Source organism: Massilia sp. SYSU DXS3249 (genome assembly GCF_053668055.1).
The window spans coordinates 39,027-62,502 of sequence record NZ_JBSIPX010000007.1; the positions used below are offsets into that span (position 1 = coordinate 39,027).

Annotated in this window: 21 protein-coding genes and 2 tRNA genes; 9 read left to right on the forward strand and 14 right to left on the reverse strand. The window is 61.9% G+C overall.

What is annotated here, in order from left to right; translation table 11 throughout:
• The first annotated feature begins 49 nt into the window (after window positions 1–49).
• Entirely contained in the window at window positions 50–853 is an 804-nt protein-coding gene (locus tag ACWCIA_RS10245; protein WP_454162951.1) for an aldose epimerase family protein, read from the forward strand.
• Window positions 854–937: 84 nt separating this feature from the next.
• Here ACWCIA_RS10245 and ACWCIA_RS10250 read toward each other — a convergent pair whose 3' ends face one another.
• Together ACWCIA_RS10250 and ACWCIA_RS10255 are read right to left on the reverse strand one after the other, a co-directional pair.
• Window positions 938–2,086 carry a carbonic anhydrase gene (locus tag ACWCIA_RS10250; protein WP_454162953.1) on the reverse strand — a complete coding sequence of 383 codons (1,149 nt, stop codon included), beginning with the start codon at window positions 2,084–2,086 and terminating at the stop codon, window positions 938–940.
• Window positions 2,087–2,215: 129 nt separating this feature from the next.
• Window positions 2,216–2,860 (reverse strand): VTT domain-containing protein, encoded by a 645-nt coding sequence (locus ACWCIA_RS10255; protein ID WP_454162955.1) that lies wholly within the window; start codon window positions 2,858–2,860, stop codon window positions 2,216–2,218.
• A gap of 171 nt (window positions 2,861–3,031) precedes the next feature.
• On the opposite strand from ACWCIA_RS10255, the gene ACWCIA_RS10260 reads away from it, so the two are divergent.
• From ACWCIA_RS10260 to ACWCIA_RS10285, 6 genes are all read left to right on the forward strand, one after another.
• Entirely contained in the window at window positions 3,032–3,949 is a 918-nt protein-coding gene (locus tag ACWCIA_RS10260; RefSeq protein ID WP_454162957.1) for a peptidylprolyl isomerase, read from the forward strand.
• A gap of 41 nt (window positions 3,950–3,990) precedes the next feature.
• Entirely contained in the window at window positions 3,991–5,892 is a 1,902-nt protein-coding gene (gene mutL / locus ACWCIA_RS10265; RefSeq protein ID WP_454162959.1) for a DNA mismatch repair endonuclease MutL, read from the forward strand.
• Entirely contained in the window at window positions 5,893–6,855 is a 963-nt protein-coding gene (gene miaA / locus ACWCIA_RS10270; RefSeq protein WP_454162961.1) for a tRNA (adenosine(37)-N6)-dimethylallyltransferase MiaA, read from the forward strand. It begins immediately after the preceding gene.
• Between the two features lie 81 nt (window positions 6,856–6,936).
• Window positions 6,937–7,013 (forward strand) — tRNA-Met (locus tag ACWCIA_RS10275).
• Between the two features lie 62 nt (window positions 7,014–7,075).
• Window positions 7,076–7,152: transfer RNA gene (locus ACWCIA_RS10280), tRNA-Met, on the forward strand.
• A gap of 210 nt (window positions 7,153–7,362) precedes the next feature.
• Window positions 7,363–8,940, forward strand: a complete 1,578-nt coding sequence (locus tag ACWCIA_RS10285) for a GmrSD restriction endonuclease domain-containing protein (protein ID WP_454162963.1) — start codon at window positions 7,363–7,365, stop codon at window positions 8,938–8,940.
• A 441-nt stretch (window positions 8,941–9,381) separates the two neighbouring features.
• Here the strand turns inward: ACWCIA_RS10285 and ACWCIA_RS10290 are convergent, their stop codons facing one another.
• The 8 genes from ACWCIA_RS10290 to ACWCIA_RS10325 all read right to left on the reverse strand — a co-directional run bounded on the left by ACWCIA_RS10290 (window position 9,382) and on the right by ACWCIA_RS10325 (window position 16,376).
• Window positions 9,382–9,987 (reverse strand): DUF4326 domain-containing protein, encoded by a 606-nt coding sequence (locus tag ACWCIA_RS10290; RefSeq protein ID WP_454162965.1) that lies wholly within the window; start codon window positions 9,985–9,987, stop codon window positions 9,382–9,384.
• Window position 9,988: 1 nt separating this feature from the next.
• Window positions 9,989–10,429: a DUF488 domain-containing protein gene (locus ACWCIA_RS10295; protein WP_454162966.1), complete on the reverse strand. Its 441-nt coding sequence runs from the start codon at window positions 10,427–10,429 to the stop codon at window positions 9,989–9,991.
• 10 nt (window positions 10,430–10,439) lie between these two features.
• Window positions 10,440–11,051: a dual OB domain-containing protein gene (locus tag ACWCIA_RS10300; protein ID WP_454162968.1), complete on the reverse strand. Its 612-nt coding sequence runs from the start codon at window positions 11,049–11,051 to the stop codon at window positions 10,440–10,442.
• Window positions 11,052–11,166: 115 nt separating this feature from the next.
• Window positions 11,167–11,499 (reverse strand): putative signal transducing protein, encoded by a 333-nt coding sequence (locus ACWCIA_RS10305; RefSeq protein WP_454162970.1) that lies wholly within the window; start codon window positions 11,497–11,499, stop codon window positions 11,167–11,169.
• Window positions 11,500–11,552: 53 nt separating this feature from the next.
• Window positions 11,553–12,821, reverse strand: a complete 1,269-nt coding sequence (locus tag ACWCIA_RS10310) for a DUF445 domain-containing protein (protein ID WP_454162971.1) — start codon at window positions 12,819–12,821, stop codon at window positions 11,553–11,555.
• 31 nt (window positions 12,822–12,852) lie between these two features.
• Window positions 12,853–14,004 (reverse strand): CaiB/BaiF CoA transferase family protein, encoded by a 1,152-nt coding sequence (locus ACWCIA_RS10315; RefSeq protein ID WP_454162973.1) that lies wholly within the window; start codon window positions 14,002–14,004, stop codon window positions 12,853–12,855.
• Window positions 14,005–14,023: 19 nt separating this feature from the next.
• A complete protein-coding gene (locus tag ACWCIA_RS10320; RefSeq protein WP_454162975.1) occupies window positions 14,024–15,184 on the reverse strand; it encodes an acyl-CoA dehydrogenase family protein in 1,161 nt (386 codons plus the stop codon).
• A gap of 10 nt (window positions 15,185–15,194) precedes the next feature.
• Window positions 15,195–16,376 (reverse strand): lipid-transfer protein, encoded by a 1,182-nt coding sequence (locus tag ACWCIA_RS10325; protein ID WP_454162977.1) that lies wholly within the window; start codon window positions 16,374–16,376, stop codon window positions 15,195–15,197.
• Between the two features lie 159 nt (window positions 16,377–16,535).
• Between ACWCIA_RS10325 and ybaL the strand changes: the two genes are divergently transcribed.
• Entirely contained in the window at window positions 16,536–18,236 is a 1,701-nt protein-coding gene (gene ybaL, locus ACWCIA_RS10330; RefSeq protein ID WP_454162979.1) for a YbaL family putative K(+) efflux transporter, read from the forward strand.
• A 309-nt stretch (window positions 18,237–18,545) separates the two neighbouring features.
• Here the strand turns inward: ybaL and ACWCIA_RS10335 are convergent, their stop codons facing one another.
• Window positions 18,546–20,504 carry an AAA family ATPase gene (locus ACWCIA_RS10335; protein ID WP_454162980.1) on the reverse strand — a complete coding sequence of 653 codons (1,959 nt, stop codon included), beginning with the start codon at window positions 20,502–20,504 and terminating at the stop codon, window positions 18,546–18,548.
• Between the two features lie 603 nt (window positions 20,505–21,107).
• Here ACWCIA_RS10335 and ACWCIA_RS10340 point away from each other — a divergent pair.
• Window positions 21,108–21,380 carry a hypothetical protein gene (locus tag ACWCIA_RS10340; RefSeq protein WP_454162981.1) on the forward strand — a complete coding sequence of 91 codons (273 nt, stop codon included), beginning with the start codon at window positions 21,108–21,110 and terminating at the stop codon, window positions 21,378–21,380.
• Window positions 21,381–21,420: 40 nt separating this feature from the next.
• On the opposite strand, the gene ACWCIA_RS10345 is transcribed toward ACWCIA_RS10340, so the two are convergent.
• The 3 genes from ACWCIA_RS10345 to ACWCIA_RS10355 all read right to left on the reverse strand — a co-directional run bounded on the left by ACWCIA_RS10345 (window position 21,421) and on the right by ACWCIA_RS10355 (window position 23,380).
• Complete coding sequence (locus ACWCIA_RS10345; protein WP_454162983.1) at window positions 21,421–21,987, reverse strand: DUF1697 domain-containing protein; 567 nt, start codon at window positions 21,985–21,987, stop codon at window positions 21,421–21,423.
• Between the two features lie 34 nt (window positions 21,988–22,021).
• Complete coding sequence (gene gstA / locus ACWCIA_RS10350; protein ID WP_454162985.1) at window positions 22,022–22,627, reverse strand: glutathione transferase GstA; 606 nt, start codon at window positions 22,625–22,627, stop codon at window positions 22,022–22,024.
• Window positions 22,628–22,987: 360 nt separating this feature from the next.
• Window positions 22,988–23,380 (reverse strand): hypothetical protein, encoded by a 393-nt coding sequence (locus ACWCIA_RS10355; RefSeq protein ID WP_454162986.1) that lies wholly within the window; start codon window positions 23,378–23,380, stop codon window positions 22,988–22,990.
• Between the last annotated feature and the right edge of the window lie 96 nt (window positions 23,381–23,476).

Here is a 23,476-nt window from a genome sequence, read left to right on the forward strand (position 1 = left end):
CAAGGCGGTATGGCATACTAGCCGCCCGACTTCATGACATGTCATCAACATGCCCCACATGGACGCTGCCATTTCCACCACCTTCGGCCAGTTGCCGGCCCTGCTCCTGACCGCCCCCGACGGCGCGCAAGCCACCGTCACCCTCTACGGCGCGCACCTGATCTCCTGGCAAGGCGCCGACGGACGCGAACGCCTGTTCTGCAGTGCGCAGTCCAGCCTGGACGGCAGCCGCGCCATCCGCGGCGGCGTGCCCGTGATCTTCCCCCAGTTTGCCGCGCGCGGCGAAGGCATGCGCCACGGCTTCGCGCGCGTGAGCACTTGGCGCGTGGAGGACTCCGGCATCGATGACGGCTGGGCCTACGCCGTGTTCGCGCTGGCCCCGTCCGACCTCGCACCCGAACATGCCGCGGCCTGGCCGCACGGCTTTGCGCTGTCGCTGCGGGTCGCGATCCGCGCCAACGACCTGACCATGAGCTTCGAGGTGCGCAACACCGGCGCCGGCGCCTTCCCCTTCGCCGCGGCCCTGCACACCTATTACCTGGTCGACGACATCGCCCGCGTGCGCATCCTGGGCGTGGAGCCCGAGGAGCTGGCGATCAGCGACAAGTTCGACCGCATCTACGAAGGCGTCGAGCCGCGCCTGGCGCTGGTCGACGGCGGCGTCGTGCTGACGCTCAGGCAGGAAGGTTTTACGGACGCGGTCGTATGGAACCCGGGCGCCGAGGATGCCGCGGCCCTGGCGGACATGGCGGACGAAGAATACCGGCGCTTCGTGTGCATCGAACCGGCCTTGTTGAACGGGCCGGCGCTGCAGCCGGGCGAGGCGTGGCGGGGCGAGTACCGCGTCAGTTGAGCCGCTTGAACGCGTGGACGGGAAACCCGTCCACCCTACAACCGCACTCCCCCAACAAAAAAGCCGGCATCGCCGGCTTTTTGTTTAATTCGATTCCTTGATCATCCTTCCCCCGCCCGGCTGCACCGGCCGCGCGTTGAGGGGGTACAGCCGCGAGAACAGCGCCATCTGCGCCGGCGAGGCCGTCATCGGCTGCTTCATCACCATCCACAGCACGTTCTCGGTGCAGGGCGGCTCGGTCAGCGAGCCCATGTAGGTGTAGTAGGCGCGGCGCTGCGGCAGCAGTTCGATCGGATCGAGTTCCAGGCCGGGCGAACCAAGCTGCCCCTTCTCGAGCGGGATGTTGTTCCACACGGTCTGGATCGTGTCGTTGCCCTTGCCGCGCTCGAGCAGCACGGCGACCACGGCCAGCTTGCCGCCCGCGCCGCGGTGCACGAGGTGCACGACCATCTCGGTGCCCTTGCCGTCGATGCGCTCTTCCGACGGGCGGTGGAAGTGGAACTGCACCAGCTCGTAAGTCTCCGGCCCGACCGTGATGAAGTTGCCGCTGCCGACATTCACCTGCACCGTGTGGCCGTTGTCGATTTCGGTGAAGCTCGAGGGTCCGTAGTTGAAGTCGATTTCCTCGAGGTTGACCTGCATGCCGTCGCGGATGTCGATCGGCGACTGGCGCTTGCCCGTGCCGCACTGGGCCCAGGCCGGATTGATTTTGCCCCAGTTCTCCGGGCCGAATTCGCCGTCGTAGTCCCAGTGGTTGCTGATCTTGGGCGCGGCCGCAATGGCCGCCTGCTTCTTGCGGCGTGCGTCGGCCGCCTTTTTCGCCTTGGCTGCGGCGGCCATCCGCGCGGCCTGCTTGGCGCGCATCTCTGCCAAACGGGCGGCGATCTTTTCGGCCAGGTCGACTTGGGCCTCATCCTCGCTGGCGCCCGACACGGCGGCGGCGACACGGTCGGCGGTCGCGGCGCTGGCCTTGGCCGGCGTCCCGGACGCGGCCTTGGCGGCTTTCTCGGCTGCCTGCTGCTCGGCCAGCTGCTTGTCGGCCGCGGCGGCGATGGCCGCTGCCTTGTCGCCGCCCTTGGCGCTGGCGGGTTTCGACAGCTCGGCCGCCAGCCTGGCGGTGTCGGCCGCTTTCTTCGCAGCGTCCGGCGTCGGCTTGGCGGTGGCGGGCGCTTCGGCAGCGCCGGCATGAAGCAGGATCAGGCTGCTGGCGAACAGGGCAATCAGGTTACGCATGGGGGCAGGAAAAGTGGACTCTCCCTGCATTAACGACCTGGCGGTAGCGAAACTTGAGCGCGCGAAGGACAAACGCGCCGAATCGTGCCGGCGCGCTGTCGATCGAACAAGGGAGTTGCCGGCCTGCTATCAGCGGCTGAGCATGCGGCGCCCGAACTTGACCAGGCCGCCGATGGCCAGCGGCACCAGGACCACGCTGATGCCGATCAGCACGATGGCGGTCAAGTGGTCGCGCACGATCGGAATATCGCCGAAGAAGTAGCCAGCCGTTACTAAGCTGGTCACCCAGAGCGCGGCGCCGGTCACGTTGAACAACTGGAAGCGCCAGTGGGTCATGTCCGAGACGCCGGCCACGAAGGGGGCAAAGGTGCGCACGACAGGGATGAAGCGCGCCAGCACGATGGTCTTGCCGCCATGCTTTTCGAAAAAGTCGTGGGTGCGGTGCAGCGCATCCTTGTTGATCCACTGGTAATTGTGGGTGAACATGCGCTGGCCGACGGCTTCGCCGATGTAGTAATTCAGGGTGTTGCCGGTGACCGCCGCCACGATCAGCAAGGCCATCAGCAGCGGATAGCTCATCTGGCCGGTGGCGCAGAAGGCGCCGGCAACGAACAGGAGGATGTCGCCGGGAAGGAAAAACAGGACCACCAGGCCCGTCTCGCAAAACACGATCGCAAACAGCACGAGATAGACATACAAGCCGTACTGCGCGAGCAAGATGTGCAATGTTTTGTCGACATGAAGAAGCATGTCGAACAACTGCATCAGATCCATAATTTTCCTAAACGGTAACAGCGAATCATACCATCAGTGCCTCGTCCCTAGCTTCTGCCCCGGCACGGCGATGGCCGGTTTTTGAGACAACGCACAGTTTTCTAAAACGGGGATTTTCCCGATTACAATTGGCAAGCAAAACAACATTCATAACAACAATCAGGAGTGGAGATGAAGGCAGCGAGCATCGCAGTACAAGTGGGCGTGATCCTGGCCCTGGCCGGCGGCAGCGCCCACGCGGCGGAACCGAAACCCTTGCCGCCCAAGGCTAGCGTGGGCGACATCGTCAAGGAATCGAAAGCGGCGGACTGGCGCGCGCTCGACCTCGACAACACCCTGTACATGGACCTCCCGGGCGGACGCGTCGTGATCGAGCTCGCCCCCAGCTTCGCGCCCAAACACGCCGTTAACATCAAGGCGCTGGCGCGCGAAGGCTATTTCGACGGCCTCGCCATCCTGCGCTCGCAGGACAATTTCGTCGTCCAGTGGGGCGACCCGGACGAGGCGAACCCGCGCCCGGTCAAGAACGCGAAGATGAAGCTGCCGGCCGAGTTCACGGTGCCGCTGAAGAACGACACCGCGTTCACGCGCCTGAAGGACGTGGACGGCTACGCGCCGCAGGTCGGCCATTCGAACGGCTTCCCGGTCGGGCGCGATCCGAAGAAGGGAGAGACCTGGCTCGCGCACTGCTACGCGATGGTCGGCGTTGGCCGCGACAACGAGTCCGACAGCGGCGGCGGCACCGCCCTCTACGTCGTCACCGGCCAGTCACCGCGCCACCTCGACCGCAATATCACGGTGGTCGGGCGCGTCGTTTCCGGCATGCCGCTGCTGTCGACGGTGCCGCGCGGCCCGGCGCCGATGGGCTTCTTCGACAAGCCGGAGATGCGCATTCCCATCAAGGCCTTCCGGGTGGCGGCCGACCTACCGGAAGCCGAGCGCAGCAGGTTCGAGGTGATGCGCACCGAGAGCGCGACCTACCAGAAAGTGGTCGAAGCCCAGCGCAACCGCGGCGGCCCGTGGACCAAGGTCGCGGCCGGTCATATCGACCTGTGCAATGCGCCGATTCCGGTGCGCGAGCAAAAATAAACCCCGGTGCCGCCGGGATGGGCCGCGCGTATAATCTTCATATGAACGCGCCCGTCCCTACCCACCGCCCCATCCAGCAACTCAACGACCAGCTCATCTCGCAGATTGCCGCGGGCGAGGTGGTCGAGCGGCCCTCGGCCGTCGTCAAGGAGCTGCTGGAAAACGCGCTCGACGCGGGCGCGACCCAGATCACGGTCCGCCTCGAAGAAGGCGGCGTCAAGCGCATCGCGATCACCGACAACGGCCGCGGCATCGCCCCGGACCAGATGCCGCTGGCGCTGGCGCGCCATGCGACCTCGAAGATCGCTTCGCTGACCGACCTCGAAAACGTGGCAACGCTCGGCTTCCGCGGCGAAGCGCTGGCCTCGATCGCCTCGGTGGCGGCGGTGTCGATCACCTCGCGCACCGCCGACGCGCCGCACGCCTGGGAAATCGTCGGCTCGCACCTGGGCACGGTCGCCCCCTCTTCCGGTTCGTTCGGCACCACCATCGACGTCCAGGACCTGTACTTCAACACGCCGGCGCGCCGCAAGTTCCTGAAAAGCGAGCAGACCGAATACGGCCATTGCGCCGAGGTCGTGCGCCGCATCGCGCTGGCGCGTCCGGACGTGTCGTTCAGCCTGACCCACAACGGCCGCACCATCGACCACTGGAACGTGTGCGAGATGGCCAAGCGCAGCGCCCAGATCCTCGGCAGCGACTTCGCGGAGGCGCGCCTGCCCATCGACGAAGCGGCCGGCCCGCTGCGCCTGCACGGTTATGCCGGCCTGCCGACGGCCTCCAAGGCGCGCGCCGACGGCCAGTTCTTCTACGTGAACGGGCGCTTCGTGCGCGACAAGCTGCTGGTGCACGCGGTGCGCGCCGCCTACCAGGACGTGCTGCACGGCGACCGTTTCCCGTCCTATGTGCTGGCGCTCGACCTCGACCCGGCGCTGGTCGACGTCAACGTGCACCCCTCGAAGATCGAAGTGCGCTTCCGCGACAGCCGCGCGGTGCACCAGTTCGTATTCCACGCGGTGTCGCGCGCGCTGGCGCAAACCTCGGCCACGGCGCACGGCAGCGTGCCGGCGCCCTTGACGGCGGCCGAGATCGCGCCCTCGTCTTCCTCGGACTGGCGCCGCCCGCATGAGCAGACTTCGTTCAGCACCCAGCTCAGGGACGCGTCCTCCTCGACCTTCTCGCCGTCTCCCTTCCCGGCGGGCAGCCGCTGGGATGCGCCGGCCACCCAGGGCGTGGCGCAGACGACCGCGAACTACGGCGCCCTGTTCGCAGGCGGCGCCGAACGCCCCGCCGCATCGAACACCGCCATGCCGATGCCCGCCACCTCCAGCGCGCCGACCAACGACGACTTCCCGCTCGGCTTCGCCCTGGCCCAGCTGCACGGCATCTACATCCTGGCGCAGAACACCCGGGGCCTGGTGCTGGTCGACATGCACGCGGCGCACGAGCGCATCCTGTACGAGCAGCTGAAGAACGCGCTCGACGCTCGGGTCGAGGGCGAGGACATGCAGGTGCAGGCGATGCTGATCCCGGTGACCTTCTTCGCCGACGCGGTCGAAGTGGCCACCGCCACCGACCACCAGGAGACGTTAAAGGCGCTCGGCTTCGACATCGCCGCGCTGTCGCCGACCACGCTGGCCGTGCGCGCCGTGCCGACGCTGCTGCGCAATGCCGACGCCCAGACGCTGGCGCGCGACGTGCTGCGCGACGTGCGCGAATTCGGTGGTTCGCGCGTGCTGATCGAGCGCCGCAACGAACTGCTCGGCACCCTCGCCTGCCACACGGCGGTGCGCGCCAACCGCATCCTGACCATCCCGGAGATGAACGCCCTGCTGCGCCAGATGGAAGGCACGGAACGCGCCGACCAGTGCAACCATGGCCGCCCGACCTGGGTCCAGCTCGAGATCGCCGCGCTCGACAAACTCTTCCTGCGCGGCCAATAAATGACGCAGGCTCTCAACAACGCCAAGCCGCTGGCGGTGGCGATCATGGGCCCGACCGCCTCGGGCAAGACGGCGGCCGCGCTGCGCATCGCGCGCGAGCGCCCGGTGGAGATCGTCTCGGTCGACTCCGCCCTGGTCTACCGCGAGATGGACATCGGCACGGCGAAACCCACATCCGAGGAACTGGCGAGCGCGCCGCACCACCTGATCGACATCATCGACCCGCTCGACGCGTACTCGGTCATGCAGTTCAGGAACGACACGCTGCGCCTGGTGGCCGAGATCACGGCGCGCGGCAGCCTGCCGCTGCTGGTCGGCGGCACGATGATGTATTTTAAAGGGCTGACCGAGGGCCTGGACGACCTGCCCACCGCCGACGCCGGCGTGCGCGCCGCGATCGACGCGGAGGCCGCGCGCATCGGCTGGCCCGGCATGCACGCCAAGCTCGCCGCGCTCGATCCGGCGACCGCCGCGCGGCTGGCGCCCGCCGACGCCCAGCGCATCAACCGCGCGCTGGAGATCATCGAGCTTACCGGCAAGCCGATGTCGGAACTGCTGGCGCGCCGCGCAAAACCCGAGCTGCCTTTCGAGCTGGTCTCGTTCGCGCTCGAGACGCCGGACCGCAGCGTGCTGCACAAGCGCATCGCGCTGCGCTTCGACCAGATGCTGGGCGACTCGGACGACGAGGGCATCGTGGCCGAAGTGGCGCGCCTGCGCGCGCGCGGCGACCTGACGCCGAACCTGCCCTCGATGCGCTGCGTCGGCTACCGCCAGGCCTGGGAATACCTGGACGGCAAGATCGACCGCGCGGGCCTGCGCGAAGCGGGCATCATCGCCACCCGCCAGCTTGCCAAGCGCCAGCTGACCTGGCTGCGCGCGATGCCCGAGCGGATCGTGGTTGACTTCCTCGGTCCCGACCCGGCAGGCGAGATGCTGGGGCGCCTGCAGGCCTTGCAAAAATAGCAGTGCCGACACAAAGGCCAACGCTTAGTCGCTCACAGCCTTGACAGGGCGCGCCGCGCCTTGGATAATGTCGTTCGTTTCGGTGATATAGCTCAGCTGGTTAGAGCACAGCACTCATAATGCTGGGGTCGGTGGTTCAAGTCCACCTATCACCACCACAGAATTGCAAACGAATGGCTTGGCTCACGCGAGTCGAGCCATTTTGTTTTAAAGCGTTTTCGGTGATATAGCTCAGTTGGTTAGAGCACAGCACTCATAATGCTGGGGTCGGTGGTTCAAGTCCACCTATCACCACCAAATTTCTGATAAGCCGTTGATTCGAAAGGATCAGCGGCTTTTTCCATTGGTGCTTACTGTGCTAACTTCGAAGCCCCCTCCATGTTGCGCTCCAAAAAGAGCTGGTCTGCCAAGCTGAACACCCCCGCCTAAATAATTCTTGCCAGAACAAAAACTTCCCGGCAGAATCATTGTCGGTAGAAAATTTTAACGGCCCAACAGTAACAATATATGGCGAACCTGGTAAATCTAGATGCAATGGTCCTTCGTGAGGATTTCGCAGCTTCGGACGGCGATGCTCAGTCGTTTGAGAAGACCGACAAGATCACTCTGAGGGAGCTCGGGCCAGACGGCTTCATCGGGAAACTTTTGAGGAAGCCCGACTTCCAGCGTGAGACAAATCATTGGACGCCTGAGCAAGTGGTCGCGCTCTTAAAATGCTTCGTTAACGGCGATCTAATACCTTCTGTAATTTTGTGGAAATCCGATCGCTTTTTTTTCGTGATTGACGGTGGGCACCGTCTCAGTGTCCTAAAAGCTTGGGTTATGGATGACTACGGGGACGGTCCGGTATCGCAACCGTTCTTCAGTTACGAAATTTCCGCCGAGCAAAAACGAATCGCCAAGCGGGTTCGTGAGATGGTGCAAACTCAGGTTGGAACTTGGCAGCATTTGCAAGCGAAAATGGGTACCGTAGGATTGACACCAGCCGAAACAAAGATCGTTAATACAATTGCTGTCCGCGGTCTCCCAATTCAATGGGTTGAAGGTGATGCCGAAAAAGCAGAGACATCGTTCTTCAACATTAACACTCAAGGAACTCCTCTTGATGACATTGAGGAACTGCTGCTAAAAGGACGAAAAAAGGCGATATCAATTGCAGCCCGAGCAATAATTCGCGCAGGCAGAGGACATAAATATTGGTCGTCCTTCGACCAGGAGACAGCAAAAAAAATCGAGGAACTGTCAGGCAAAATTCACTCAACATTGTTCGATCCAGAACTCCACCGTCCCATCAAAACCTTGGATTTGCCTCTTGGCGGCCAAAAAAGCGTCAGGACCGCCATCCAGGCATTAATTGACCTGTGTTTGATCGCAGTACGTGATCAATCGGGGAAACCTACTTCCGTCGAGGAGACTGCGGAAGATGCTGACGGGAAGGATACGGTTTCCGTTCTATTAAAGTTGTCGAAACTTGCCCAGCGAGTATCTGGCAACGAAAACGGCAGCCTAGGGCTGCACCCGGCGGTCTATTTCTATGGCCCAACGGGGCGGCATTCGAATTCGATGTTCATGGGCACAATGTCTCTCATCGCCAGAGCCATAGCCAACAACAACAAGTCCTTCTTTGATAACTTTACCGAAGTCCGCGAGCGCCTTGAACGGATCCTCATCGAGGATAAAGAGACGATTGCGACGATTCTTCAAAAGCATCCGAGCAAAAGACGCGTCGAGAAATACGAGGAGTTCCTTGCCGGCCTCATCAAGTCCCTTAAAGCCGGCGAGACACCAGACGGCCCATTACTTGTTAAGCTACTTGGTCTTGAAGGAAAAATCGTCATCGGTAGAGACGTGCAACGACCGACGGCCTTCTCAGACGACGCTAAGAGTGTTGTGTTCTTGCGTAATGCGCTGAAGAGCGCATTACGGTGCCCAACTTGCCGGGGCTACCTGGATACGGAAAAATCTATTTCGTACGACCATGTCAAGCCGGTTCGAGCTGGCGGGGTTGGCGATCCTGACAATTGCGAGCTGATGCATCCTTATTGCAATCAATCAGTGAAGGAAAAGCGCGCTACCCGAGCTTAAGGCCGATATTCTTTTCCGCCTAAAAAAGCCCTGAGTTGTCAAAATTCCGGGGCTTTTTCGCATCCAAACGCTTTTAAAAAATATTCTAGACGGCTCGGGAATTCATTTGCCTATTTACCAAATGCGAGCTTGAGAACACACCACTGCGCAATCACTCGCGGCTTCTATACACCACTCTATCGTCGAGCGCAAATTCGCTGCGTTGGAGAATACCGACACCAACCGCGCCTGCTAGACATAGGCCAACGGCACCGGGATGCGCACATCACTCAGGGCTGGGAACAGCCGCATATGGCATTCGGTCTCTTGACCTGATGTAGTAGGTGATTAGAGCTACAGAATACAACGGAACAAGATAATCGGAGTCGGTGCTCTAATGGCGAACCCTGAACCCACATCGAACATATTTACGTTAGTGGAGGCCAGCACGGCCGACTGTGTCTACTTCCCGTCGTCCCATGCGTTCAAAAAATTCGCAAGAACGTCACCATGGCAAGCCTCCGGTTTGCAAAAACACCCTAATCGCTTCCCTGCCAACTTGAACACTTCTGACTTTTTTTTATTTGGAAATTTCTCGTAATCAAAGTCATATTTATACTTCCTAATGACTTCCTCCCGACTCTCCCCTTCGGCGAACATCGAGTAGGGATTCCCCCAATAGGATCCGCGCCCGATATATTCATATTCAGCATTGCTTTTGATGCCAGCAAAGCGTAGATCCTTTTTTATATTAATAACTCGCGTGATGCTTACGAATATTCTTCGTAATGGGATCTGTTGCTTCTCAAGCTCTACCATTTCGTCAAGAAAAACTTCGCCGTCTGAAAAAACGATAGCATGAGTTACATTTTCGTCCTTCCACGATTTGCACTCGACGATTGATGCAGGGCTTAACCGCCCCGAGAAGAGACTCTTAATAAAATTACTTTCGTCGCTCGGAAATACGATGCGATAGTCTTGCATATTACTGATGATATTGCAGACTTTACGGTCGAATTTCGACTGACTGCGAAATTCTAGAGGATACAATATCAATACCGATTTCATCTTAATACAAATGCCTAATTTTCATGTCTAAATCGCTTGCCTTGTTAAGATACTCGACGACGAGACGTCTGTGGCACATATGTGGCTCATGCTCACTGCAAAGAAGGCAACCTTGATCGAGCAACTGAGGCGTAATTGAACGTTCGACGTTTCGTTTTGCCATCAAGTTTAAAAATTTTTCTTCATACGAAGCCCATGTCATTTCGCCCTTTTTATAGGGGTCAAGTATCTCTTTAGTAGGTGTAAAATCCGGGATATGTACGTACTCTGCAGAACAGATCTCGCGTAAAAAAAACTTAAGATCGTCTTTTTTCGCGAATCCGGCCAATTGAGACACATTGTTCAAACGAACGTCAATTAGCGTCTTGACGTTTGATGAGCGGATGAACTTAAAAAACGTCTCAGCATTTTTCTTCGTAAATCCAATGGTATAGATATTCATGCGCCTGGCCTTAAAGGATTGTAGCAATAATCTTATAATGGAAGCCATCCGAATGCTCTTCGCCCAAGCTTGCCACAACCCAATTATCATGATTAGCACGACCAATTTCAATCGTGTCGAAATTAGTGCAGGTCGCTGGAAGATCGTAATCGACGTTGTTATAGCGAAATGTAACGCGTCGCTTATTTTCGTCAGATCGATAGAGTGTTAAATCCTCGACTTTTACTAAATACAAAGACTGATCTATTTGGCATGCTCCAGACGTAATCGCAACCGCGCTAATTCTATTCCCCTCTCCCCACAGCGATTCCGGATGATCTTGATACGTAGGCAGGTCAGCCATTCCAATTTTGTATTTTTGCACCCAGCCAGCTCCGCAAAGAACATTTTCTGGCTGATTAACTAAAGGAACCGGGCTGCCGAGTCTCATAATAATTTTTTGCAGGGGCTTCGCGACAAATCGGCCATGCGGATTTGTGTACGACGCTTGATCAGTGGTAACTGCTCCTCCCTCTGGATTCGCCACTAACCGAATCCATCTGCCCCCATTTACCGGCTTCCCAGCAACGCATCGAAGCCTATGTTTGATAGAGTTTGCGAGTATAACTATTGTACTTAACATTTTGTCTCCACTTGCCGTACGCGCTGGCTTGATCCCGTGATCTCCGGCAAGAGAGATTGTAACCAGTAAACGTTTTAGTGTGGAATTTTCGGTTTCGCTTGTGGCAAGACGTTGTTTAGACGCTTCCTTCCTTTATGCCGTTCCCGTCCATATTTTCAGTCAATGCGAAGTCTCCTCGCCCAAAGGCTTCAATCACGGCTTGAGCCTGTTGGATATACGTTAAGGGCACCAGGATGCGCACGCCGCCCAGCGCCGGCGCCAGCAGCAAATCGGTTTGCATCAGGTGGGCGTCGGCCAACACGGCGGGAATGCCGGACGCCTCCAGGCAGCCCTGCATTAACGTCGCTTCCATCGGAATCAGGTAACGCGCGACGATGAACAGATCGCGGCCCGGGATCGCCTCGATGTCGGGGTGTGCAGCCAGCCATGCGTTCAGTGCCTGTTCCATGACTTCTCCTCCTGAAGCGATAACAACCATATTACGCTTTTCCGGCGCTTCCCCTAGGACAGCACGCCCGGCAGCGACGACAGCAAATACAGCACCACCCCAATCAACCCGCCGACGATGGTGCCGTTGATGCGGATGAATTGCAGGTCCTTGCCGATATTGAGTTCGATCTGTTCGGACATTTCGGCGCTGTCCCAGTTTTTCACGGTATCGGCGATGTGGCGGGTCAGGTAGACGGCGAATTCCGGTGCGGCGGCGCGTGCGGCCAGTTCCAGGTTCTCGTTGAGCGACCGGCGCAATTGCGGGTCGTCGGCCAGGGTTTTCCCGAGCCAGGCGCCGGTGGCCTGCATGCGCATGCGCAGGGTCGAGTGCTCGCTCTCGAGATCCTTTTTCAGCCAGCCCTTGAGGTCGCCCCAGAGCGATTTCAGGTAATGGTTGAGGGTGTCGTCGTTCAGCAGGTAATGCTTGATTTCTTCGCTTTTGCTGGAAAACTGCGGATCGGCTTTCAGGCGCTCGATGAATTCCTTCGTAAAGGTATCGAAGCGCGCGCGCAGGGGATGTTCGGGATCGCTGGCGACCTTGCTCAGGATGCCGGACGCCAGGCGCACCGCGATATCGGCGCCCTTGCGGCCGATGAGTTCGGACGGCAGCATCTTTTCGATGAAGGCGTATTCGTCGCGCAGCCAGTCGACGATGCCTTGCGAGATATAGGCCTGCGTGTCGCCGTTATCGAGCAACTTCGCCAGCTGGTGGATGCCTTCGTTCAGCAATTCCTGGTGGCGCCCGCCGCGCGTCAGGCTTTCCAGGATGGTGCCGGCGGACTTCGACAAATCCACGCTGCCGACCATCGTGTGCACGGCCTTGCGCAAAAAATTCTGGATGGCCGCGTCTTCGGTGAAGTCGAGCATCCAGACCGCCAGTTTCACCAGGTAGCCGCCCATGTGCTCGGTATTGGCCGGTTTTACCAGCCAGTCGGCCACTTTCTGCGCCGGGTCGTGTTTCTGGATCAGCCTGACGATCGATTCGGTATCGAGGAATTTCTCGCGCACGAAGAGCGCCAGGTTATCGGCAATCTTGACCTTGTTGTTCGGGATGATATTCGTATGGCGCGATACGACCGGAATCGGCACCCGCTTGAACAGGGCGACTACGGCAAACCAGTCGGCCAGGGCGCCGACCATCGCCGCTTCCGAAAACGCTTTCAATAGCCCGGTCCACCAGCTGGGCGGCAGGAACAGGCTCAGGACAAACAGCAGGGCCGCGCCGATGAAAAAACCCAGCGCGAGCCGTTTCGATTTGTCGAGTTGGAGTTCCTTGGTCATATGCCAGCGTTAGCCCATCAATGACCTTATCCTATATGACTCCGTTGCTTTGCAGCGTCCCGATTGCCTCGAGACTCCAGCCCCAGTCCGCCAGTATCGCGGCGCTGTGCTGGCCGGGCGCGGCGCCCGCCTGCCCTGCCTCGGGCAGGGTGCGGGAAAAGCGCGGGCTTGGTGCCGGCTGGACCACGCCCTCGATCTCGACGAAGGTGCCGCGCGCACGGTTGTGCGGGTGCTGCGGCGCCTCCGCCATGTCGAGCACCGGGGCGACGCAGGCGTCCGTCCCCTCCAGCAGCGCGCACCAGCCGTCGCGCGTGCGGGTCGCGAACAGCGCGGCGAATTTCGCCTTCAGCTCGGGCCAGCGCTTCTGGCTCCACTGCTTCAGGAAGTCGGGGTCGGCGGCGCCCGTCAATTCCAATAGCTGGGCGTAGAACTGCGGCTCGATCGCGCCGACCGAGAGGAATTTGCCGTCAGCGCAGGCGTAGGTATCGTAGAACGGTGCGCCGCCATCGAGCATGTTCGCTTCGCGGGCGTCGCTCCACGAACCATGGGCGCGCAGGCCGTACATCATGGCGCCCAGCAGGGCCGAGCCGTCGGTCATGGCGGCATCGACCACCTGCCCCTTGCCCGAGGCGCGCGCCTCGAGGGCGGCGCAGACGACGCCAAAGGCGAGCATCATGGCGCCGCCGCCGAAGTCGCCGACCAGGTTCAGCGGCGGGCTGGGCGGCGCGTCCGCACGGCCCATGGCGTGCAGCATGCCGGACAGGGCGACGTAGTTCAGGTCGTGGCCGGCGGCCTGGGCCAGCGGTCCGTCCTGGCCCCAGCCGGTGATGCGCCCGAACACCAGCTTCGGGTTGCGCGCCTGGCAGTCGTCGGGGCCGAGGCCGAGGCGCTCCATGACGCCGGGACGGAAGCCTTCGATCAGGATGTCGGCCTGTTCGGCCAGTTTCAATACGAGGTCGCGTGCCTCGGGGTGCTTCAGGTCGAGGGCGAGCGAGCGGCGGCCCCGGGCCATCACGTCGAACTTCGTGCCGAGCATGGGGAAAGGGTTGGGGGCGCCGGGTTTCGGCTTGCGGTCGATGCGGATGACCTCGGCGCCCATGTCGGCCAGCATCATGGCGGCGAAGGGACAGGGGCCGAGGCCGACCATTTCGATGATTTTGATGCCAGTGAGCGGTCCGGGCATGGGCAGTCCAGTCAACACATCACAAGGAGCGGGCGATGATCTCTTTCATGATCTCGTTGGCGCCGCCGTAGATGCGCTGGACGCGCGCGTCGACGTACATCTGGGCGATCGGGTATTCGAGCATGTAGCCGTAGCCGCCGAACAGCTGCACGCACTGGTCCACGACCTTGCATTGCAGGTCCGAGATCCAGTACTTGGCCATCGAGGCGCGCACGGCGTCCATCCGGCCCGCGAGCATGTCTTCCACGCAGCGGTCGATGAAGATGCGCGCGATCGTCGCCTCGGTCTTGATCTCGGCGAGCACGAAGCGCGTGTTCTGCATCTCGATCAGGGCCTGGCCGAAGGCTTTGCGTTCTTTGGCATGCTCGACCGTCAGGTGCAGCGCGCGCTCGATCGCAGCCACGCCGGCCACGCCGAGGATGGTGCGCTCGTAGGGCAGTTCCGTCATCAGCTGGGCAAAGCCCCTGCCCTCTTCCCCGCCCAGCACGTTCGCCAGCGGCACGTGGGCGTCGTCGAAGAACAGCTCGCAGGTGTCCTGCCCCTTCTGCCCGACTTTTTCGAGGATGCGGCCGACCCGGAATCCGGCTGCGTTACCGCCCTCTCCATCGCGGGTTTCGAGCAGCATCAGCGAGATGCCTTTCGCGCCCGCATCCGGGTCGGTCTTGGCCACCACCAGGATCAGGTCGGCCAGGTAGCCGTTCGAGATGAAGGTCTTCGAGCCGCTCAGGCGATAGCCGTCGCCGCCCTTCACTGCCGTCGTCCGGATGCCTTTCAAGTCGGAGCCGGCGCCCGGTTCGGTCATCGCGATGGCCGCGATCATCTCGCCGCTGGCGAGCCTGGGCAGGTAATGCTGCTTCTGTTCCTCGGTGCCCTGGTTCAGCAGGTAGTGGGCGACGATCGCATGCACGTGCAGGCCGAAGGCCATGTCGCCCACGTAGCCGAGTTCCTCGAACACGACCGCCATGTGGGCGAAGCTGCCGCCCGAGCCGCCGTACTCCTCGGGGATGTCGGCGGCAAGCAGGCCCATTTCGCCTGCCTTGTGCCACAGCGCGCGGTCGACGTGCTGCTGCTTGCGCCAGCGCTCGCCGTGCGGGGCGACTTCGCTGGCGACGAAGCGGCGCACGGCGTCGCGGAAGGATTCCAGCTCGGGGTTCATCCAGGAGGCGGTCATGAGCTCCATGTGTTCTCCCTTACGCAGCCTGGTACAGGGTGACGACGCAGGCGCCGCCCAGGCCCAGGTTGTGCTGCAGCGCCGTGCGGGCGCCCTCGACCTGGCGCGCGCCGGCGCTGCCGCGCAGCTGGTGGGTCAGCTCGAAGCACTGGGCCAAACCGGTGGCGCCCAGCGGATGGCCTTTCGAGAGCAGGCCGCCCGAGGGGTTGGTGACGACCTTGCCGCCATAGGTGTTGTCGCCGTCGCGGATGAATTTGTCCGCACCGCCTTCCGAGCACAGCCCGAGGGCTTCGTAGGTGATCAGTTCGTTGTGCGCGAAGCAGTCGTGCAGCTCGACGACGTCCAGTTCGTCCGGACCGATGCCCGCCTGGCTGTAGACCTTGTTGGCCGCCTCACGGCTCATCTCGTAGCCGACCAGGCGCATCATGTCGTTGGCTTCGAAGGTGCTGGCGCGGTCAGTCGTCATCGCCTGGCCTGCGATGAACACGTCGCTACGCAGGCCGCGCTTTTTCGCGAAGCTGTCCGACACCAGTACCGCGGCGGCGGCGCCGCAGGTCGGCGGGCAGGCCATCAGGCGCGTCATCACGCCCGGCCAGATCATCGGCGCCTCTAACACGTCCTGCGCCGTGACTTCTTTCCTGAACAGCGCCAGCGGGTTGTTGACCGCATGGCGGCTGGCCTTGGCGCGGATCCGGGCGAAGGCTTCGAGCGGCGTACCGTATTTTTCCATGTGCGCCAGGCCCGCGCCGCCGAAGTAGCGCAGCGCCAGGGGGATCTCGGGCTTGCCGACCAGGCGGTCGGTGACGGCGTCGAAATCGTCGAAGGGCGCCGGGCGGTCGGTGAAGACGGAACCGAGGGCGCCGGGGCTCATCTGCTCGAAGCCGAGCACCAGCACGCAGTCGGCCGCGCCGCTGGCGATCGCCTGGCGCGCCAGGAACAGGGCCGTGGAGCCGGTCGAGCAGTTGTTGTTGACGTTGACGATCGGGATGCCGGTCATGCCGACGCCGTACAAGGCCTTCTGGCCGCAGGTGGAGTCGCCGTACACATAGCCCGCATAGGCCTGCTCGACGTCCTCGTAGCCGATGCCGGCGTCCTGCAGCGCGGCGCGCGCGGCGTCGGCCGCCATCTCGTGGTACGGGGCGCTGGCGCCGGGCTTGGCGAACGGGATCATCCCGACGCCGGTGACGAATACCTTGTTCATGCTGTCTCCTGAATGGGTTGGCCTTGTTATGCAAACGATTATAGCCAGCAACGAGAACCGGATTGTCGGCAAGGACTGGAAGCAGTCCTCTATTTTCGGGATCGTGTTGCCATGTCGCTTATACTGTCGTGATTCCACCTAGAAAAGGAGCTGTCCTGCATGCACCATGAACTCAGCCTGATTACCACCATCGCCGCCGCCCTCGGCTTCGGCCTCCTGTTCGGGATGATCGCCGTCCGCCTGAAACTGCCTGCCCTGGTCGGCTACCTGGCCGCCGGCATCGTGATCGGGCCCGCCACGCCGGGTTTTGTGGCCGACGTGTCGCTGGCCTCCCAACTGGCCGAGATTGGTGTCATGCTGCTGATGTTCGGAGTGGGACTTCACTTTTCGCTGCGCGACCTGCTCGACGTGCGCAGGATCGCCCTGCCCGGCGCGGTGCTGCAGATTGCGGTGGCCACCGCAATGGGCATCGGCATGGCCCACCTGTGGGGCTGGAGCCTGGGGGCGGGACTGGTGTTCGGCCTGGCGCTGTCGGTAGCGAGTACCGTGGTCCTGCTGCGCGCGCTGGAGTCGCGCGGCATCCTCGATTCGATGAACGGCCGCATCGCGGTCGGCTGGCTGGTGGTCGAAGACCTGGTGACGGTGCTGGTGCTGGTCCTGCTGCCGGCGCTGGCCGGCCCCTTGGGCGGCAAGAGCGTGGACGGCGAGACCTCGCTCCTGCTCGCCCTCGGCAAGACGCTGCTGCAGGTCGGCGCCTTCGTCGCCTTCATGCTCCTCGTCGGGCGCAAGGTCTTTCCCTGGTTCCTGTGGCGCGTCGCCAAGACCAATTCGCGCGAACTGTTCACGCTCTCCGTCATCGCCGCGGCCGTCGGCATCGCCTACGGTTCCTCCGAGCTGTTCGGCGTGTCCTTCGCGCTGGGCGCCTTCTTCGCCGGCATGGTGCTGCGCGAGTCGGAACTGAGCCACCGCGCGGCCGAGGAATCGCTGCCGCTGCGCGACGCGTTCTCGGTGCTGTTCTTCGTCTCGGTCGGGATGCTGTTCGATCCGATGGTGCTGGTCGAGAGCCCGTTCAAGGTGCTGGCGGTGGTCGCGGTCATCATCTTCGGCAAGTCGATCGCGGCGATGCTGCTGGTGCTGGCCCTGCGCTACCCCCTGAATACGGCGATCACCGTCTCGGCCAGCCTGGCGCAGATTGGCGAATTCTCCTTCATCCTGGCGGCGCTCGGCATTTCGTTGGGGCTGATGCCGGCCGAAGGCCAGAGCCTGATCCTGGCCGGCGCGATCATCTCGATCGCGGTCAATCCGCTGCTGTTCACGGCGATCGAGCCGCTGCAGCGCTGGCTGCGCGCCAATTCGCAGGCGGTGCGCAACATGGAGGCCTCGCCCGATCCGCTGGCGGAACTGCCGATGTCGGTGCCGCACGAGCAGCTCACGGGCCAGGTGGTGCTGGTCGGTTACGGGCGCGTCGGACGCATGATCGCCGCCGGGCTGGACGCCCAGGGCGTGCACTATGTGGTCGCCGAGCAGAACCGGGAAGTGGTCGAGGCGCTGCGCCGCCAGGACCAGCCGGCCGTCGTCGGCAATGCGGCCGAACCGGCGGTACTGATCCAGGCGCACATCGCGCGCGCATCGGTGCTGGTGATCGCCACGCCCGACACCTTCCACGTGCGCACCATGATCGAGACGGCGAAGATGCTCAACCCGGCCATCCGCTGCGTCGTGCGCACCCACAACGAGCAGGAAGCGGCGCTGCTGCGCACGGATACCGGCGGCAAGGTCTTCCTCGGCGAGCAGGAGCTGGCGGGGAGCATGACGCGCTACGTGATCACGACGCTGAAGGAGGCGCAGCACGCGCATTGAGTGAGCTAGCCCTCGAGTGAAAATGCCCGCCGGCGCGAACGCGCCTTGCGGGCATTTTTTCCATGTGTGTCGATAACGCCGGCAAGCATACCCGTAGGGTGGGCGGGCTTCCCGCCCACGCGTTCAAGCGGCTGGTGCACTGTCGCGAGGCTTCTACCGGTGATTGAACGCGTGGGCGGCATCAAGGCCGCGTGATTGTCCACCGTCGGGTATAGCCGCCCACCCTACGGGTCTGATCAAGCCGTGCATAAAAAATGCCCGCCGGCGGATCGCACAGCGGGCATGTTGTTTTCGGCGGTACTGGCCAGCTTAGGCGGCAACCATCTCCCCGGTCTCCGTGCACAGCTTCAGGTTCGCGTGCTTCGGCGTGAAATGCAGCAGTTCCTTGCGCTCCTCCAGCAGCGCGAACACGGCGTCCTTCGAGAGCACGTACTGTTCGAGCAGCGTGTCCTTCAGCGACTCGATCATGGCGCGGTAGTCGCGCATCGCGCCCAACGTGTAGCTGTAGAGTTCATCGGCCTTCTCTTCCATCTGGCGCAGGGTGTGCTCGCCGCTGGCGTCGTTCTTCAACTGGCTGTAGTCGATCTTCGAGCGCGAGTACATCGACAGGCGGTTGACCATCAGGTTCAGCATCTTGGTCACCTTCTCGATGTCGTTCTGGGCGCCGACCGAGATGCCGCGGGCGCCGTAGAACAGCTCTTCGGCCGCCATGCCGCCGTACAGGCCGATCACGTCACGCTCGAGTTCTTCCAGCGTGCGCAGCGACATGTCGTCACCCGACTGCAGCACGTAACCGAGGGCGCCGATCTTCGACACGGCTTCGGTGCTGATCTTCAGCAGGTGCGACTTTTCCTTCACTTCTTCCAGCGTCAGGCCGGCGCGCAGGTGTGGGTCGATCTGCATGAAGAAGTGGCCCAGCTCGTGCAGGGCGATGCGCTCGCGCTGCTTGTGCTTCTCGGCCGTGGTGGCGCGGTCGGTCAGGCCGATGGTGGCGCGCTCGTAGGCACGGAACAGCAGGTCGGTGTTGATGACCACCTTTTCCTGGATCGACAGCATCGACGCGCGCTCGACCACGGTTTCCAGCAGCGCCGGACTCAGGTTCTGCGTGATTTCGGCCACCTGGTCCAGGTCGAGGTCGTTATAGTCGACCAGGCCCTCTTTCTTGCGTGCCAGGAAGCTGCGCAGCAGTTCGCGGCGCTCGTTCTTGTTCGGCAGGCGGAAGTTGATCTTCACCGAGAAGCGGCGCAGCATCGCTTCGTCCATCTCGGTCGAGGCGTCGTCGAAGTTCGAGGCGACCACCCAGATCACGCCCTGGCCCTTGTCGCTCTTCACGCCGTCGAGCAGGCCCAGCAGCGTGTTGGCGGTATCGTCTTCCCACTTCTTTTCGCTGCGGCCGCGCGGCATGAACAGGCTCTGCGCCTCATCGAGGAAGATGATGCATTTACCTTTGGCGCAGGCCTTGCGGTACAGGGCGTTCAGGGCCTTGGAGCCGCCGCCGACGTAACCCGATTCGAGCGCCGAACCGGAGGCCTGGATCAGCGGCATGTCGAGGCGCTTGGCCAGGTAGCCGACCAGCTTGGTTTTACCGGTACCGGCAGGACCGGTCAGCATCACGTTGAAGGGCTTGTCGATGTTGTGCGATGCGTATTCGTCGCGGTTGCGGATCATGTCTTCCAGGTGCAGCACTTCCTGCTTGATGTCTTCCATGCCGATCAGGTCGTCCATGCTGCCCTTGAGCTTGTCCGGGGTGATCATCGTGGCGCTGGCGCCCATGCCGGGGATGCCGAACTTCAGGCAGTAAATGACGAGGCCGATCAGCAGGATCTCGAAAGCGTGGCGCTTCAGGAAGCCGAGCGTGGCCGATCCCATCGAGCCGCCTTCGTCGAGCACGGCCTTGTGCGATTCAAGATACTCGTCCTTGGCGATCGAATACGGAATCGCGTTCTTGAGCAGGACTTCGCGCTCGAGCGAGAGGTGCGAGGTGCTCGGCACCTTGACCACGTGCAGCTCGGGCGCGTTCTTGAACTTGAACACATAGCGCGGCGACTCGGACAGCGGCTTGGCCACCATCAGGTAGTCGAGCTTGTCCTTCTGCGTGGCCAGGCGCGTGATGGCGGAAATGTCTTGCGAATGAACGACCGGGCTCGGATCCTGCGGCACATCGGCCGTATAGATTGCCACGCCGGTCGCGACGCCCAGCACCAGGGCTGCGGCGATGCGAACATAGACGTTCTTGAATGCAATCTGAAGTCGGGCAAAGTTGGGCATTATCAGTACTCTACAAGTATTGGGTGCGCGGCTGCGACAGTGCAAACAGCGGTTGCCAATTCCGAAAACTACGCCGGGAAGTACGGCTCGAACTGGCGGCGGCTCTTGAAGGCCGTGACATGCCGAACATGTGTGTTCGACATCGTTTTGATGCCCTAGGGCAATGGGATAAAGGAGACTATACCTGTAAAAAAAACCGAGATGTATACGGGACGCTTAAAATTTCTTGATCGCTGTCATAGCTGGAAAAGCTGTCAACACAATTCGTTGCGAGCTTGATAAAGAATGCAGCGCTCGGCCTGCTTTTTATGCAAGTTCATTGCGAAAACACCAATTAAACCTGTCGAAACGCTTGCCGGTTTGATATTGCTGGTTTCACCAGCTGTCGCATTTCTTTCACACGGCCCGACGGTGTGGCCGGCATGCGACTGCTGCCTGTTTTGATCACATGTTCGCCACGAATCGAACACCATCGCGCCACACCGATTTGCTATGCTTTACCGGGTGCCGCAGTGCTGCCATTTTGCTCTGCCTGAGCTTGCTTGAATCTTCTGTTCGTCCAGATTGCCGTATCACATCGTGGCCGCAAGAAAGGGAAGCATCGTGAACAAATTCGCACTCGCCGCAGCGCTGGCCCTCATGTTCGGCAGTGGCGCGCACGCCAAGTTGATCGATCTGGTACCGGAAGCGCCGAGCGGTGCGGCATCCCCACCGGCGCGTACGGCTCCGTCGGACCAGCCCGCCCGCCCGCAACTGGCGGCGCTGCCGGCCCGGATGTCCGAGCTGCCGGAGCCCGAGGTGTTTGCGATGATGGTGGTCGGCCTGGTCCTGCTCGGTTACCGGGCACGTCGGGACAGCAGCGAGAAATTCAAGTAGCCGCACGCGGCCCCAAGCCCCTCCTGCGCCGGTCGTTCCGTCAGGCGCCCGGCGGCACGGCCCCTGCCTCGCTGCACAGCGCATACAGCTTGCACAGCGTGTTCCAGTTGCGCGAGGTCGTCGTGTCCCCCAGCTGTTTTCCCAGCGCGGTGGCGGCCGCGCTGTCGAGCATTCCTTCCGGACACCAGACATAGGCGGCACGCTGGCCCACCGCCAGCGCCTCGCCACCCCACTCGCGCTCGCACAGGGGCGAGACAAGCGCGCGTGCGGCGCCGTCGGCCAGCAGGAACACCAGCAGGCGGGAATGGTCGGTGGCGACCGGCAGCAGCGTATTTTCCGCAAGCACGGTTGCCAGTTCGTCACGGCTGAGCACGCTGACACGGGACACCAGGCCAAGCTTGAGCACCAGCTGCTCCTCGATCGCCGCGGCAGCGGCGCCGGGCTCGATGCCGTCGGCGCGGAACACGAGGTTGCCGCTGTTGAGGACACTGCGCACGTCGCCATAGCCCATGTCGCCGATGAGCTTGCGCAGGTCGGCCATGGCAACGCGCTTGGCGCGGCCAACGTTAATGCCTCGTAATAAGGCGATGTAGTGCTTGCTCGTCATCGTGCGATGTTACCGCCCCTCGCACGGCGTACGCTTACTTGATCAGGCCTTCTTCGCGCAGTGCCTGCTGGACGGCCGGACGGGCTGCGATGCGGCCGCGGTAGGCCTGCAGCACCGGCCACTCGTCCAGGCTGACTTTGACGACATCGGTCCAGCCGAGCACGGTGAACAGGTAGGCATCGGCCACGCCGAAGCCCTTGCCGAGGAAGTCGCGTCCCTGCAGGTGTTCGGCGAGATGGGCCAGGCGCAGCGCCAGCATCTTGCGCGCATACGCCTTGACCTCGTCGGTCGCCGCCGGGTTGAACAGCGGGCTGAAGTTCTTGTGCACTTCGGTGGAAATATAATTCAGCCAGCCGACGACCTTGTAGCGCTCGACGTCGCCTGCCGCAGGCAGCAGCCCGGTGGCCGGCGCCTGGTCGGCCAGGTACTGGACGATGGCAGGGCCTTCGGTCAGCACGGTGCCGTCGTCCAGAGCCAGGGCCGGCACATAGCCTTTCGGATTGATCGCCCGGAAGTCCTCGCCGCCGGCGGTGCGCTTTTCGCGCAGGTCGACGCGCTCGGAGGTGAAGGACAGGCCTGCCTCGAGCAGGACGATATGCGGGGACAGCGAGCAGGCGCCAGGGCTGAAGTAGAGTTTCATTGAAGTCCTTGTGTTGATGAAGTAAACGAAGCCGGCGGCAGGGCCGCACGCCTTCCGCATGCATGATAGGCATGACGGCGGAGCACGGCGAGAATACAATAACCGGCGCGTTATTGCTTGGGACGGGTCAATGGGTTGGAGGCGTGGCGACTGCCCCGTATGAGCAGGGCCGGATGCGGCGCGTGCGCGCAGGGCGAACGGCAAGCCCGGTGGCAAAAGCGGGAAGGAAAAAACGACGTCCTGTGGCCATTGACGACGGGACGCAAAAAGAAAAGGCAGCGTGCGCGACGTCCTCAGGACGCCGGGCCGCTGCCTGGCTTGACCGAAGGCATGGCAGTGGAATCTGCCACGCCATCGGTATTAGTGCGCATAGTTGCCGGACGTCGAAGAAGAGGCGTCAGTGTTTTGCGTTTGTTGCTGTTGCTGCTGCTGTTGCTGGGCGGCTGCCGCAGCTGCTGCCTTCTCTTCTGGCTTTGGACGGCCTTGGGCATCGGACAGGCGATACTTGGTGCGGCGGTCGCCCATCAGGTCGCGCAGGTCGCGGATGCTCATGCCGGTCACTTCGTGCATGCGGATCAGCAGCGAGGCGCCAACCGGCAGACGGTGGTGGCGAATCTTGCTGATGACTGGAGGGGCCACCTCGAGCATGCGCGACAGCGCAGCGTCGTTTTTCAGCTGCATTTTGCCGAGCAGAATGTCGAGCAGGTGGTTCGGGTTGTAACTCTCTTGTGAAGACAAAGCATGATGTGCCATGATTTTTTACCTCGTGAGTGTGGTTAAAATAGTTCCGTTACGAACTTTGTTAATGACTTCCTTCCGTCAAACTAAGTTCCCGGACACGCTCCTGGA